The organism is Allomuricauda sp. MMSF_3307 (genome assembly GCF_030733585.1).
Taxonomy (GTDB): domain Bacteria; phylum Bacteroidota; class Bacteroidia; order Flavobacteriales; family Flavobacteriaceae; genus Flagellimonas.
Genome location: NZ_JASHIQ010000004.1, coordinates 123592 through 137852 on the forward strand (window position 1 = coordinate 123592; position 14261 = coordinate 137852).

Consider the following 14261-nt stretch of genomic DNA (forward strand, 5'->3'; position numbering starts at 1 on the left):
AAATAAGGATGGCGGAAGGAGAAAAGTTAATTCCTATCAACATTGAGGATGAGATGAAATCTGCCTACATTGATTATTCAATGTCGGTCATTGTGTCACGTGCCCTGCCAGATGTTCGTGATGGTTTAAAACCGGTCCACCGAAGAGTGCTCTACGGAATGCACGATTTAGGGGTTAGGGCCAATAGTTCGCACAAAAAATCGGCCCGTATTGTAGGGGAGGTTTTGGGTAAGTATCACCCACACGGTGATTCTTCCGTTTACGATACCATGGTCCGTATGGCCCAGGAATGGAGCCTTAGGTATATGTTGGTCGATGGCCAAGGTAACTTTGGTTCCGTGGACGGTGACAGTCCAGCGGCCATGCGTTACACCGAGGCCAAAATGCGCAAGATCGCCGAAGAGATGTTGGCCGATATCGATAAGGATACCGTAGATCATCAGCTCAATTTTGATGATACCATTGAGGAGCCCACAGTACTGCCAACCCGTATTCCCAACCTTTTGGTAAATGGTGCTTCGGGTATTGCCGTAGGTATGGCCACCAATATGCCGCCGCACAATCTTTCCGAAGTGGTGGACGGTACCGTTGCCTATATTGATAATAATGACATCGAAATCGATGAATTGATTACGCACATCAAAGCTCCCGATTTCCCAACAGGGGGAATCATTTATGGGTATGATGGTGTAAAAGAGGCCTTCCATACTGGTCGCGGTCGTGTAGTGATGCGTGCCAAAGCCAATATCGAAGAGGTGCAAGGAAAGGAATGTATCGTTGTTACCGAAATCCCTTATCAGGTCAACAAGGCGGATATGATCAAAAAAACCGCCGATTTGGTCAACGAAAAGAAAATAGAAGGCATATCCAACATTCGTGATGAGTCCGACAGGAACGGGATGCGTATCGTTTACATTCTAAAGCGCGACGCGATTCCAAATATTGTACTCAACATGTTGTACAAGTACACGGCGCTTCAGTCCTCTTTTAGTGTGAACAATATCGCACTTGTCAACGGAAGGCCTGAATTGTTGAACCTCAAGGATATTATTTACCATTTTGTAGAGCACAGGCATGAGGTTGTTGTAAGACGTACCAAATTCGAGCTGAAGAAAGCTGAAGACAGGGCCCATATCTTGGAAGGACTAATCATAGCCTCCGATAACATCGATGAGGTCATAGCCATCATCCGAGGGTCCGCCAATGTGGAAGAAGCCCGAAACAGTTTGATGGAGCGTTTCAAGTTGACAGAAGTCCAAGCCAAGGCCATTGTGGAAATGCGTTTGCGCCAATTGACAGGTCTGGAACAGGACAAGCTGCGCGAAGAGCATGCCGAATTGTTGAAAACCATCGAAGACCTTAAGGACATTCTGGAGAAGAAAGAGCGCAGAATGCAGATCATCAAAGATGAACTTTTGGAGATCAAGGATAAATACGGTGACAACAGAAGGTCTGAAATCAATTATGCCGGTGGAGATTTGAGCATTGAGGACATGATTCCTGATGAGCAAGTGGTCATTACCATTTCCCACGCAGGTTATATCAAAAGAACACCACTTTCCGAATACAAGACCCAAAACAGGGGAGGAGTGGGGCAAAAAGCCTCATCCACCCGTAATGAGGACTTTTTGGAACATCTATTTGTGGGTACCAATCACCAGTATATGCTGTTCTTTACACAAAAAGGAAAGTGTTTCTGGATGCGTGTGTTCGAAATTCCGGAAGGAAGCAGGACATCCAAGGGTAGGGCCATCCAAAACTTGATCAACATTGAGCAGGATGATAAGGTAAAAGCCTTTATCTGTACCCAAGACCTTAAGGATGAGGAGTACGTGAACAGTCATTTTGTGATTATGGCCACCAAGAAGGGTACGGTCAAAAAGACATCTTTGGAGCAGTATTCCAGACCACGACAAAATGGTATCAATGCCATCACCATTCGTGAGGATGATGAGCTTTTGGAAGCTAAACTGACCACAGGTACCAGTCAGATATTCCTTGGTCTTAAATCAGGGAAAGCCATTCGCTTTGAGGAATCCAAGACAAGGCCAATGGGCAGGAATGCATCCGGTGTTCGTGGTATTACCTTGGCCGATGACAACGATGAAGTTGTAGGTATGGTTTCGGTACACAATTTTGAGGACGATATCCTGGTGGTTTCCGAAAGGGGCTACGGGAAGCGTTCCAACATTGAGGATTACCGTATAACCAACCGTGGCGGAAAAGGGGTGAAGACCATTTCCATCACCGAGAAAACAGGTGGTTTGGTCGCCATTAAGAACGTGACGGATACGGATGACCTGATGATCATCAATAAATCGGGAATTGCTATACGAATGGGGGTTGAGGACCTAAGAGTTATGGGAAGAGCTACCCAAGGGGTGCGCTTGATCAATCTTAAGGATAACGATTCCATCGCCGCAGTGGCCAAAGTCGTTAAGGAAGACGATGATGTCGATGAGGTTGATATACGTGACATCGAGGTAAAAGGAGAAGATGGCACGGCTATTGATGAAAATAGGGACGAATAACAATAATTTGTATATTAAGGAGTAATCGATAAACACTAAATAATTTCAATTTTAAACATGAAAACAAGATTATTAATACTAACAGCCATAGGAGTATCCGCAATGGGTTTTGCCCAAAAGGATGAGATGAAGACGGCGGAAAAGGCGTTAAAGGACGGTGATGCCGCAGCTGCAAAAGCTGCATTGGTAAGTGCTGCTTCTACCATTGATTCGGCCAAGGAAAAAGATCAGGCCGAGTATTATGCCCTTTTGGGAAATGCCAACTACGAATTGGCCAAAAAAGGTGATGTAGCCTCCTTCCAATCCGCTTTGGATGCCTATAAAAAGGTGATTGCCGTGGAAGAAGCCAGCGGAAAGGAAAAGTATACTTCCGTGGCCCGGGAGAAAATGGGGCAAATGACCGCTGATTTGGTCAACGCCGCCGTTGAGGACAACAACAACCAAAAGTTTGCCGAAGCTGCCGAAAAGCTTTACATGGGTTACAAACTTAGCCCTCGCGATACCGTGTATCTATATTACGCGGCCAGTAGTGCCGTTAATGGACAACACTACGATGAAGCCCTTAAATACTATAAGGAGCTTAAGGACCTCGGCTATAACGGTGAATCTGTGACCTACACAGCAGTGAATGTGGAAACTGGGGAAACAGAGACCATGGACAAGTCGACCCGAGACCTTTATGTAAAAGCGGGAACGCACAAGGATCCCAAAGAAGAAGTGAATCCATCCAAAAAGCCGGAAATCGTTAAAAATATCGCGTTGATCTACCAACAAATGGGAGAAAATGAAAAAGCGATTGCAGCTTATGCCGATGCAAGGGCGGAAAATCCGGACGATGTCAACTTGGTTTTGGGCGAGGCTAACTTGCACTACACCATGGGCGATAAGGAGAAGTTTAAGGAATTGATGGGACAGGCATCTGCCATGGCACCAGATAATCCAGATTTGCTCTATAATATTGGTGTAATCAACATGGAGCAAGGTAATTTGGAAGATGCAAGGGATGCTTACAAAAAAGCATTGGCCATCGACCCAGGTTATATCAATGCATTGTTGAACCTTTCCACCACCTACGTGAACGAAGGTAATGGTCTTATCGACGAAATGAACGCTTTGGGAACTTCCAAGGCCGATATCGCCAAGTATGACGAGCTTAAAGATAAAAAGGACAGCCTGTTCAGGGAAGGTGCTACCGTTTTGGAAGATGCGTTACAATCCAATCCAGACAACGAAAGCATCCTTACTCAATTGAAGAATATCTACGGCGCTTTGGGCGACAATGAAAACTTCATGAGGATTAAAAAGCTATTGGGAGAGTAGTCATCATCCCAAAGATTATAAAAAGAAAGCCCCATATGTTGGGGCTTTTTTTATATCACTTTTTTAATGACCCTAAGTTGATGGGTGTACAGTTTTTCCTCAGTATTGAATATGCCAGTATGGTCTATTCTGTCAATCCGGACATGACCGTTCACATGGATAATGTAGTTGTCCTGCAATATGATGCCTACATGGTCGATGATCCCTTCGTTATCATCAAAAAAGGCTAAATCTCCCGGTTCACTCTCCTCTATAAAACTCAACGCTTCGCCTTGCTTGGATTGTTCCACGGCCGTTCTGGCCAGCGTATATCCATTTATTTTATAGACCATTTGCGTAAAGCCCGAGCAGTCGATACCAAAAGGGGTCTTCCCTCCGGCCAAAAAGGGGGCCTTTAGGTATAAGGTAGCCGTGTCGACCAAACTCTCTTTTGATTTTTTACCATGGCATACGCTGCCCTCAAAGGAATGTTGCATTAAAGTCGGCGCATTGACCATGGAGCCTATTAAAATGGGCAATAACATGCCATCATGCGTGCAGATATGGGAAATTAGGTCGGAACAGACTTTTTGGGTCTCCAAGCCCTCCAATTCATGGTAAACAGGTTCGGAAATGAACGTTAGCTGATTATTGGCTATCCAACCTTCAAATTTATCATAAGCGGTCCGTATACGGCTCCATTTTTTTCGACTTTCCAAAACTTTGAAATGCTCCCCATATAATAATTGGGATGACATTTCGGCACCATCGTCCGGATTTGTTCGAATAGGAACAACGCTTAGAGGACAAATTCCATATTGCATTTACGGTACGGATTGAATCACTAATTTCTTTCCAGAACAATGGACGACGCACCACCACCACCATTGCAAATGGCTGCAGCTCCCAATTTGGCATTGTTCTGTTCCAATATGTTCAAAAGGGTAATGGTTATCCGGGCACCTGAGCATCCCAATGGGTGACCTAGGGAAACCGCACCACCATTAACGTTAACGTTGGCATCGGTGAGGCCTAGAATTTTCATGTTGGCCAATCCCACTACCGAGAAGGCTTCGTTGAACTCAAAATAATCAATATCCTCAATGGAAACTCCCGCTCGGTCCAGTGCTTTAGGCAATGCCTTTGCCGGTGCAGTGGTAAACCATTCCGGCTCGTGGGCAGCATCGGCATACCCTTTTATCGTGGCCAATGGGGTAAGTCCCAGTTCCTTGGCTTTCTCTTCGCTCATAAGCACTACTGCCGCTGCCCCGTCGTTGATGGTGGAAGCATTTGCGGCGGTCACCGTTCCATCCTTGGTGAAGGCAGGCCTTAATGCCGGTACTTTTTCCAATTTGATATTTTTGAACTCCTCGTCCTCGCTTACTATAATGGGCTCTCCTCTGCGTTGGGGCACCTCTACGGGTACTACCTCATTATTGAACTTTCCGGCTTTCCAGGCCTCGGCAGATCTTTTGTAGGATTGGATGGCATAGGCATCCTGATCTTCCCTGCTAAACTTATATTCAGTGGCGCAGGCATCGGCGCATACACCCATCGCGTTTTGATCGTAGGCATCCACAAGACCATCTTTTTGCATACCATCCACCAAAGTGGAAGGACCAAATTTGGTACTTGTTCGCATGTAGGCATAGTGCGGTATCAAACTCATATTTTCCATCCCCCCGGCCACAACAATGGAATTTTCGCCCAAAGCAATGGATTGTGCCCCTTGCATGATCGATTTCATTCCCGAAGAACATACCTTGTTCACCGTGGTACAGGGAACAGTGTTCGGAATTCCGGCAAAAATAGCGGCCTGTCTCGCAGGGGCCTGTCCAGTTCCGGCCTGTACCACGTTCCCCATCAATACTTCTTCAACCAGTTCTGGCTTAAGACCAATCTTGTCCAAAGCGCCTTTTATGGCCACAGCGCCCAATTTTGGGGCAGGAACGGTAGATAAGGCTCCCATAAAGCTCCCAATTGGGGTTCTTGCGGCGGATACGATTACTACTTTTTTCATATGTGCATTTTTACTCCTGCGAAAATACTAAATTTAAATGCAAACCATAAGAAGGCAAGCCAACCGACTTGTGATATATATTTTCTATTTTTGAGGTTAACAGCATAAGGAATGGGAAAAACACTGGATAACGTATACAAGCACCAATCACTGGTCTATAAATATTTCCTGTATGTGGTTTCGGTAGCCTTGATTGTGTTCTTTTTCCCAAAGGGCGGAAAGTTCAAATACGAGTTTCAAAGAGGAAAGCCATGGCAATATGAAAATCTGTACGCCCCTATCGACTTTTCCATTCAGAAGACTCCCGAAGAAATAGAAGCCGAGAAGTCCGCCATCCGAAAAAACAAAACGGATTACTTTACCTACAATACGGCTACGGTTTCCGATGTGCAAACGGAAGTGGCCCAAGAATTGAACCTGCTTTTTCAATCGGAACCCTACAGTTCGTCACAGCGCCAAGCACTCAGAAATTTAGCCGAGGAAATCATCAATGAAATCTACGATAACGGCATATTTCAAAATTTACCCGAATCCGAGCTTGCCGTGGTGGTGAAGAACAATGAGGCACAGCCCATTTCACCCAGTGATTACCTCAATGTGGATCAGGCCAAAAAGGACATTTCCCAGCGCTTGAACGACTCGGGAATTTCCGGCGCCACATCTTTGCAGACAATCATAAAGAATACGGTAAGGGCCAACCTGTTTTATGACGAAGTATTGACCGATAGCGCACTAAATGATGAACTTTCCAAAGTTTCCTATACCCGGGGGGAGGTGAATCAGGGGCAATTGATCATTGCCAAGGGAGAAATCGTGGAATCGGAGGACTTTAAAATATTGAACTCGCTCAAGAGTGAATACGAATCTGAGCTCTGGATGGGCAGTAATTTCTATTTCATTCTACTGGGTTACACGATTTTGGTGGCCTTGGTGTTGATCATGCTATTTCTTTTTCTGAAAAGATATAGGAACGAAATCTTTCAGAACAACAACAAGGTAACCTTTATTTTCTTCAACATACTGTTGATGGTGGTCGCTACTACCTTGATGGTGAAGCATTATGAGAACTATGTGTACATGGTCCCGCTCTGTATTTTGCCATTGGTGCTCAAGAACTTTTTTGATGCTAGATTGGGACTGTTCGTTCATGTATTGACTGTGTTGATCCTTGGCTTTGTGGTGCCCAACAGTTTTGAATACATCTTTTTGCAGATTATTGCGGGAATTGTAACCATTTTGACCGTTTCTGAGCTCTACAAAAGGGCGAATCTGTTCATTTCGGTAGGTCAGATTACCCTAATTTATATTATCGGATATTTTGCATTCCACGCTATCCACGAGGGTAATTTGGAGAACATAGAATGGATATTGTTCGGGGTCTTTGTGCTGAACGGTTTGTTGACCCTTTTTGCACAACCCTTGATTTATATGTTCGAAAAACTCTTTGGGCTGGTTTCGGATGTATCGCTCTTGGAACTGTCCGATACCAATTCCAAGCTGCTCAAGGAGCTGTCTGACAAAGCACCGGGAACATTCCATCATTCCCTGCAGGTGGCCAATTTGGCCGAGGCAGCGGCGAACGAAATTGGTGCTAATGCGATGTTGGTTAGGGTAGGGGCATTGTATCACGATATTGGTAAGATGGAGCAGCCTACCTACTTTACGGAAAACCAGATCACCAATGTGAACCCACATGATGATTTGCCCCCCAAGGAAAGTGCAAAAATCATTATAGACCACGTGATCAATGGAATAGAAATCGCGAGAAAAAACAATTTACCAGACCGTATAATCGATTTTATCCGTACCCACCATGGGACCACGGTGGTCTATTATTTTTATAAGAAACAGCAGGAATTGGAAAAAGAGGTGGATATGGAGAGTTTTCAATATCCCGGACCTATTCCATTTTCCAAGGAAACGGCTATTTTGATGATGTCCGATGCCGTTGAGGCAGCATCAAAGAGCCTTAAAAACCCCACCTTTGCCATTATTGATGAGTTTGTCGAGAAAATCGTAAAAGGACAGATGCAAGCCGATCAGTACTTGAATGCGAATATCACTTTAAAGGAAATTGAGATGGTAAAGAAAGTTCTGAAGCAAAAGCTTACGAATATCTATCATTTGCGGGTGGAATATCCTGAATAGCAGGGCGGTTGGAAAAGTTCCATCAAAAAAATGGAAAAATAGTTGCGATCTTGTAACTGAAAAGGTACATTTGCATCCGCATTTTCAGAATGCACGTTCATAAGAAATAAAGGAGAGGTGCCGGAGTGGTAACGGAGCAGATTGCTAATCTGTCAGCGCGTAAGTGCTGCCTGGGTTCGAGTCCCAGTCTCTCCGCTTTTTCCAAATACAATTCGGGGTGTAGCACCTCGACTTAGCTCGGCACAGGCTCCGCCCGAGCGGTCTACTCAACGAGTATGCCATTTGATATGAGGAGTTTTGTATTGAAAGTTACAGTTTTTGAAACTGTTTTCGGGGTGTAGCGTAGCCCGGTTATCGCGCCTGCTTTGGGAGCAGGAGGTCGCAGGTTCGAATCCTGCCACCCCGACAACCTAATTAAATAGGTGAAAATAAAGCACTGTTAATCATTTGATTTTCAGTGCTTTTTGTTTTTAGTGCATTCATCTGATATCATTTAAAATCAACCAATAGGTGTGTAATCAGGTGCGTAATTCGGTGTACAACCATTTGCTTAAATTGTACTATCTTTAAAGGGCTTTTGTAACTGATTTGACTTTCGATTCAACAGGAATTGTTTAACCAAAGTCATGCAAAATGAAAGCAAAAAACACTTTCGCGGTAAGTTTCTATACCAGAAAATCAAAACGCAGTGCCGATCAATTATCCCTTTATGTACGCATAACGGTGGATAAAAAACGATCGGAAATCAGTCTAAAACGCACCGTGTCCACCAAAAATTGGGACACCAACAGAAACAAGGTCAGGGGAAGTTCAGCTCACATCAGGGAGTTGAACGCCTATCTGGACACTGTATATGGTGCATTATTGGTGTGCCATAGGGAACTCTTGGAAGAGCATAGGGTGGTTTCCGCCGATGCCATCAAATCACGCTATCTTGGTGAGGATGATACGAACAAGACATTAAAGGATCTGGTCGGTTACCATAATGAGAAGATGTCCGTTATCTTGAAACCAGGGACCATGAAGAACTATTATACAACGGAAAGGTACATTCATCGGTTTTTATCGGAAGAATTGAATGTGAACGATGTTTTTCTCAAACAACTGAATTATGCCTTTGTAACGCAATTTGAACATTTTCTGCGGGGATACCGGGATGCCAACAATAAGCTCTCACTGGGCAACAACGGGGTGATGAAGCATTTGGAACGATTCAAGAAAATGCTCAACCTGGCGATAAAAATGGAGTGGATGGAGAAGAACCCTTTTGACCAGATCCAATTTAGGTATTTAAAGTTCGATAGGCAGTTTTTGGATGAAGAGGAACTTCACCGATTGGAAGGAACTGTGCTTACAAACCAACGTTTGGAGCGGATTCGGGATTGTTTTGTCTTCTCCTGTTACACGGGTCTGTCCTATGTGGATGTTAAGGACCTGGTCAAGGCAAACATTATCAAGGGCTTTGATGGTAACCGGTGGATCAGTACCAAACGCGAAAAAACGGATGTTATGGTCAAGGTTCCCTTGATTCCCCAAGCCTGGGCCATTTTGGAAAAATACTGGGATGAAGAAGATTCCCCGGGGAAGGGACTTCTTCCCATTTGTTCCAACCAGAAGACAAACGCCTACCTGAAGGAAATAGCCAGGGCGTGCAAAATCGATAAATATCTCACCTTTCATGTGGCCCGACATACCTTTGCCACTACGGTGATGCTGAGCAATAATGTTCCCATTGAAACGGTTTCTAAACTCCTAGGACATACTAAACTATCCACTACACAAATTTACGCCAGGGTAGTGGAGTCCAAGATAAGTGAGGATATCGATAATCTTTTGATTCGTTTTAAAAGTAAAGAGGTCGATAGAAGTGCTGGGGGATAAGGTTTGCACTTCGATAAAGGGCAAACTTATTTATGCGAACGCAATATCGAATTTAGATAAAGTTTTTTTATAATCTGGGTTCAACTTTAACGAGTGAAAAGTAATCCTATTATTGAAAAGTTTCCACCGGATAGTTAAGTTGACATTAGAAGTACATGTTTACCATAAATGGGTTGACACCAATTCAATGTAATTCATTTTTAAATATATACTTTTAATAACGTAAAATACTTTTTGTATATTTACATATAATAGTAAATAATATTTTACGTTATGTCTAGAAATAGTCTTGTATTGTTGCCTAAGAACAGGAAGCTTTTGGAAACGGTTGGAGAGCATATCAAACTGGCCCGTTTGCGCAGGAAGCTTACGATGAAACAGGTTGCTGAGCGTGCCGGTATTTCCAGACCGACCCTTTCTACCCTGGAACAAGGAAACCCTGCGATTTCCATAGGTGTTCTCCTTAAGGTTTTGTTGGTTTTGGGCTTGGAAAAGGACGTATTGCATTTGGCCGAAGATGATGTTTTGGGAAGGAAAATACAAGATGCTGAACTGACCATTAAAGAGCGAGGTCCGAAAAAATCAAATATATAATGGCACGGGAACGAAGGGAAATATGGGTCTATGCTGATTGGGATGGGATAAAGGGACCTGTCCCAATGGGCCTTTTGTATGCTACACCTTCAAGGGAAAAAGAAATATTTTCCTTTGAATACGATAAGGCTTGGCTCCGGTCCAATTTTGCACAGATCATCGATCCGGATCTACAATTGTTTGAGGGACAGCAATACTTGAATGACGAAAAGTCCAATTTTGGCATTTTCTTGGATTCATCCCCTGATCGTTGGGGCAGGGTGCTGATGTTACGTAAAGAGGCGGCAAGAGCAAGAATCGAATCAAGGCCTCCTAAGACCTTGTTGGAATCCGATTATCTTCTAGGGGTGTATGATGGTAACCGAATGGGAGGACTACGATTTAAAACAACACCGGATGGATCGTTTTTGGATGATGACCAAACAAAGGCGGCTCCCCCGTTCACGAATTTGAGAGACCTTGAATATGCCAGTTTGCAATTGGAAAAAGATGATGCCCCAGACCATCCGGAATATCTAAAATGGCTGAACATGTTAATGGCACCAGGTTCTTCCTTGGGCGGTGCAAGGCCCAAGGCCAATATCCGTGATACCGATGGTAGCTTGTGGATTGCGAAGTTTCCAAGCCAGAATGATAGGCAGGACATGGGCGCTTGGGAGATGTTGGCCTATCGGTTGGCCATTCAATCCGGTATAGCCATGGCACCATCCAAAGTTCAACGATTTTCGTACCATCAACATACATTTTTGACACAGCGATTTGATCGTAAAAAGGATGGAACCCGGATTCATTTTGCTTCCGCGATGACACTGTTGGGGTATACTGATGGGGCAGATTATCAAGATGGGGTCAGTTATTTGGAGCTTGTTGAATTTTTGATGCAACAGGGAGCTGATGTGGACAATGATATGAAGAAGTTATGGAGACGTATTGCATTTAATGTTTGTATTTCCAATACGGATGACCATCTACGGAACCATGGTTTTTTATTGTCCAATTCTGGTTGGGTGCTTTCTCCCGCATACGATATAAATCCTACTCCCAATGGCGGTGGTTTAAAACTGAATATTTCCGAAAATGATAATGCACTGGATTTTGATTTGGTGATGGAGGTGGCTCCGTATTTCCGTCTAAAGGAAAAGGAGGCCAAGAATATCCTTGAATCCATTAAAAAAAATGTTTCACGATGGGAGCAACTCGCGGTAAGTCTAGGCATACCAAGAACTGAAATGGAATTGATGGGAAATGCTTTTAGATTTTGACTTTAAAATTAGTTTTCCCTAAAACAAATGTCGCAAACATTGACATTATATATGACCGGCCTTCTCCCGTTAAACCGGACAATTTAAAACTGGTGAATCCGGGAGAATGACCTCCTCCCAAAATTAACTCCGGCTATAACTAGGGAATTCGAAATGTTTGTTTTCCATTAATTTAAGTTCTGGGAGAACTCCTGTGTTTGTAGATGATGCTGAAATAAACTAGTTCATCGACCGTAAAAGTTAATTTATCATTCCAAAAGGCATTTGCTTGATTGGAAGGTTTCTGCTAAAAGCGTGTTCAGGAGACTTATATCATTTCCAAAAAGAATCACTTATAAACTTTAGGCCCACTGGTAAGGACTCACGCCAAAACGGCCAAGTATGTGCACCATCACGGACCCTGTACTCGTGAGGTATCTGCCTAAGCACTAGTTCCTTGTGCAACTGGGCATTTCCGAGCGTAAGAAAATCGTCATCCCCACAATCAAAATATATTTTTACTTTTTTCAATAGTTCTGGGTCCTTGTTTTTTACCCATTGAAGCACATCATATTCCCTGTAGCTTTTATTTAATCGTTTTTCGCCCTTTGTGCCCACCATATCGGGCATCGCTTTTGAGATATATCCATCCATGGATTCTTGGTCCGAAGAAGTAACGGATTCTTCGGTGAATATGGCAGAGCTATAGGCGGCACAGGCTCCAAAATGTTGGTCATATTTGAATGCCAGTCGTAAGGCACCGGCCCCGCCCATGGAAAGGCCACTGATACCTGTATATCGCTTTGTTTTACGAACACGGTAATTGTTTTGGATATAAGGGAGCAATTCCTTCATGAACATATCCTCATATGGATAGGTGCCATCCGTTCTGTTCATATAGAGCCTGTCATCCCCATCTGGCATAACAATCACCATTTTCTGGATATTTCCTTGCTCAATCTCGCGATCGACTATTTGTTGCATTCCCCCCGATTCAATCCAACTTGTTTCATCACCGGTATAACCGTTTAAAAGATAAACTACAGGGTAATGGCGTTCGGAATAGTCATAACCATCCGGCAAATAAATGGAATACTTGACCTCTGTTTTTAAAAGATCGCTATTCATAACTTGGCTTTCCAAGATCTTACTTTGACCTAATAGTGCAGTATGGATGGCCAGCCAAAAAAGTAGCATTGCGCATGTTCTCATAACTATGGATATCCTTAATTGATTAGGGTATAGGGACCAATATACCCTGTTAATATTTGACGGTCCACAATATCATTGATGTAAGATAACAAAAAGCGATAAATAATGGACATGAACTAGTAGATCCTTTGTTGAAAAAACGTACTGGTACCATGGGCAAAATATGCAGGGAACACTTGGTTCACGATTCCTTTTAGAATGTCGTAAATCAATCTACAGGGGTGAAATGTGCATGAGCGCGCACCTAAGTTCGTGGGAGCTGTTGATGATGGTCGGTACCGGTTCCAAATATCTTTTACAATCTATTCAGGCCGAATTCCAAGGTAGTTTTGTCAATTTCTTAAACGGGTATAGGGCCGAAGCGGGCAAACGACCGATACTGGATGTGAGCCGCTCAATGGAAGTTGCTTGTTCGACGCAGGTGCCCACTACTGAATCGGCAAAGAGACCATAGCTTTTTTACATTAAAGTCAAAAAAATAATCAGGTTTAAAGATTTTTTTATAATTTGTTAACGTTTTTTGGAAATAATATTATTGGTTTTTACACATGCTATTGTGAAATGCCCATTCCTTTAGATTGGATAAATCTTTCCATACAAAGGGATTGTCTCTTCTTCATAAGGCACATTTTTCGTTTATGATTTAAGCTGATCGAGAATATCGATGTAAATGTCTTAGGTTATGAAACAAAGCGTTCTGTGCAAACAGTAAGAATTCGATTCCACCGAAACCTTACCAGAACAGGAGCGCTTAAAAGAAAGGCGAAAAAATGGATCGACATAGCTTTACCAAAGAATCCTATCTATTGGAGCACTTAAAAAGAGGCTCTACGGCTGCCTATGAGCATCTATTTACACTATACCATAAAGAACTCTGTAATTATCTGTCGGCAATTACCGGAAACCCCAAGGTTGCCGAAGATATTGCCCAACAAACCTTTATCAAGATATGGGACAATCGCGAGAAGTTACAGGTCGAGGATAACAAACTTAAGCGATACCTATTTAAAGTGGCCTATAACCTTTTCATCGATGTACAACGAAAGAGAAAAAAGGAATTTAAGCTGCTCGAGAAATTAAAACAGGAGGCTTATCTCGACCTCACCGATGTGGATACCTCCCTTTTCGAAGAAAGGCTCAGGAAAGTTGAAAAGGAAATCGACAACCTCCCTGAACAGTGCAAGAAAGTGTTCATCCTAAGTAAGCGAGAGGGGCTTAAGTACCGAGAAATCTCCGAACAACTTCAAATTTCCATAAAGACCGTGGAAGTACATATGGCCAAAGCCATGAAGCGGCTTAGGGCCCAGCTCACCAGTTTACTTTAATTTTCACCAT

General features: G+C 43.4%; 11 protein-coding genes and 2 tRNA genes. 10 read left to right on the forward strand and 3 right to left on the reverse strand.

Going from position 1 to position 14261, the window contains the following annotated elements; all coding sequences use genetic code 11:
* Positions 1–8 precede the first annotated feature (8 nt).
* Positions 9–2531, forward strand: coding sequence for a DNA gyrase subunit A (gyrA, locus tag RBB12_RS11330; RefSeq protein ID WP_179385397.1), 2523 nt, complete (start codon positions 9–11; stop codon positions 2529–2531).
* A 57-nt stretch (positions 2532–2588) separates the two neighbouring features.
* The gene (locus tag RBB12_RS11335; protein ID WP_179385396.1) at positions 2589–3851 is read left to right on the forward strand and encodes a tetratricopeptide repeat protein; all 1263 of its coding nucleotides are present in this window, start codon (positions 2589–2591) and stop codon (positions 3849–3851) included.
* A 50-nt stretch (positions 3852–3901) separates the two neighbouring features.
* Here the strand turns inward: RBB12_RS11335 and RBB12_RS11340 are convergent, their stop codons facing one another.
* Both RBB12_RS11340 and RBB12_RS11345 read right to left on the reverse strand, forming a co-directional pair.
* Positions 3902–4654, reverse strand: coding sequence for a C40 family peptidase (locus RBB12_RS11340; RefSeq protein ID WP_306014345.1), 753 nt, complete (start codon positions 4652–4654; stop codon positions 3902–3904).
* A gap of 20 nt (positions 4655–4674) precedes the next feature.
* Complete coding sequence (locus RBB12_RS11345) at positions 4675–5850, reverse strand: acetyl-CoA C-acyltransferase (protein WP_179385394.1); 1176 nt, start codon at positions 5848–5850, stop codon at positions 4675–4677.
* A 111-nt stretch (positions 5851–5961) separates the two neighbouring features.
* On the opposite strand from RBB12_RS11345, the gene RBB12_RS11350 reads away from it, so the two are divergent.
* The 6 genes from RBB12_RS11350 (at position 5962) to RBB12_RS11375 (ending at position 11735) form a co-directional block, all read left to right on the forward strand.
* A complete protein-coding gene (locus RBB12_RS11350) occupies positions 5962–7998 on the forward strand; it encodes an HD family phosphohydrolase (RefSeq protein WP_306014344.1) in 2037 nt (678 codons plus the stop codon).
* A gap of 111 nt (positions 7999–8109) precedes the next feature.
* Positions 8110–8193, forward strand: a tRNA-Ser gene (locus RBB12_RS11355).
* A gap of 136 nt (positions 8194–8329) precedes the next feature.
* Positions 8330–8404, forward strand: a tRNA-Pro gene (locus RBB12_RS11360).
* A gap of 227 nt (positions 8405–8631) precedes the next feature.
* Positions 8632–9879: a site-specific integrase gene (locus RBB12_RS11365; RefSeq protein WP_293287589.1), complete on the forward strand. Its 1248-nt coding sequence runs from the start codon at positions 8632–8634 to the stop codon at positions 9877–9879.
* 273 nt (positions 9880–10152) lie between these two features.
* Positions 10153–10473, forward strand: a complete 321-nt coding sequence (locus RBB12_RS11370) for a helix-turn-helix domain-containing protein (RefSeq protein ID WP_293287586.1) — start codon at positions 10153–10155, stop codon at positions 10471–10473.
* Positions 10473–11735 carry a type II toxin-antitoxin system HipA family toxin gene (locus tag RBB12_RS11375; protein ID WP_293287584.1) on the forward strand — a complete coding sequence of 421 codons (1263 nt, stop codon included), beginning with the start codon at positions 10473–10475 and terminating at the stop codon, positions 11733–11735. The genes RBB12_RS11370 and RBB12_RS11375 overlap by 1 nt, the downstream gene beginning before the upstream one ends.
* A 312-nt stretch (positions 11736–12047) precedes the next feature.
* Here RBB12_RS11375 and RBB12_RS11380 read toward each other — a convergent pair whose 3' ends face one another.
* Entirely contained in the window at positions 12048–12842 is a 795-nt protein-coding gene (locus tag RBB12_RS11380; protein WP_293287582.1) for an alpha/beta hydrolase, read from the reverse strand.
* Positions 12843–13158: 316 nt separating this feature from the next.
* On the opposite strand from RBB12_RS11380, the gene RBB12_RS11385 reads away from it, so the two are divergent.
* Complete coding sequence (locus RBB12_RS11385; protein ID WP_293287580.1) at positions 13159–13380, forward strand: hypothetical protein; 222 nt, start codon at positions 13159–13161, stop codon at positions 13378–13380.
* A gap of 316 nt (positions 13381–13696) precedes the next feature.
* Positions 13697–14251: an RNA polymerase sigma factor gene (locus RBB12_RS11390; protein WP_166250123.1), complete on the forward strand. Its 555-nt coding sequence runs from the start codon at positions 13697–13699 to the stop codon at positions 14249–14251.
* Positions 14252–14261: the final 10 nt, after the last annotated feature.

Bases quoted from the DNA above. Each gene is read 5' to 3' on its own strand.
- RBB12_RS11385 (WP_293287580.1), top strand. From the start codon at position 13,159: ATGAGCGCGCACCTAAGTTCGTGGGAGCTGTTGATGATGGTCGGTACC.
- RBB12_RS11340 (WP_306014345.1), bottom strand. From the start codon at position 4,654: ATGCAATATGGAATTTGTCCTCTAAGCGTTGTTCCTATTCGAACAAAT.
- RBB12_RS11365 (WP_293287589.1), top strand. From the start codon at position 8,632: ATGAAAGCAAAAAACACTTTCGCGGTAAGTTTCTATACCAGAAAATCA.
- RBB12_RS11335 (WP_179385396.1), top strand. From the start codon at position 2,589: ATGAAAACAAGATTATTAATACTAACAGCCATAGGAGTATCCGCAATG.
- RBB12_RS11345 (WP_179385394.1), bottom strand. From the start codon at position 5,850: ATGAAAAAAGTAGTAATCGTATCCGCCGCAAGAACCCCAATTGGGAGC.
- RBB12_RS11390 (WP_166250123.1), top strand. From the start codon at position 13,697: ATGGATCGACATAGCTTTACCAAAGAATCCTATCTATTGGAGCACTTA.
- gyrA (WP_179385397.1), top strand. From the start codon at position 9: ATGGCGGAAGGAGAAAAGTTAATTCCTATCAACATTGAGGATGAGATG.
- RBB12_RS11370 (WP_293287586.1), top strand. From the start codon at position 10,153: ATGTCTAGAAATAGTCTTGTATTGTTGCCTAAGAACAGGAAGCTTTTG.
- RBB12_RS11380 (WP_293287582.1), bottom strand. From the start codon at position 12,842: ATGAATAGCGATCTTTTAAAAACAGAGGTCAAGTATTCCATTTATTTG.
- RBB12_RS11350 (WP_306014344.1), top strand. From the start codon at position 5,962: ATGGGAAAAACACTGGATAACGTATACAAGCACCAATCACTGGTCTAT.
- RBB12_RS11375 (WP_293287584.1), top strand. From the start codon at position 10,473: ATGGCACGGGAACGAAGGGAAATATGGGTCTATGCTGATTGGGATGGG.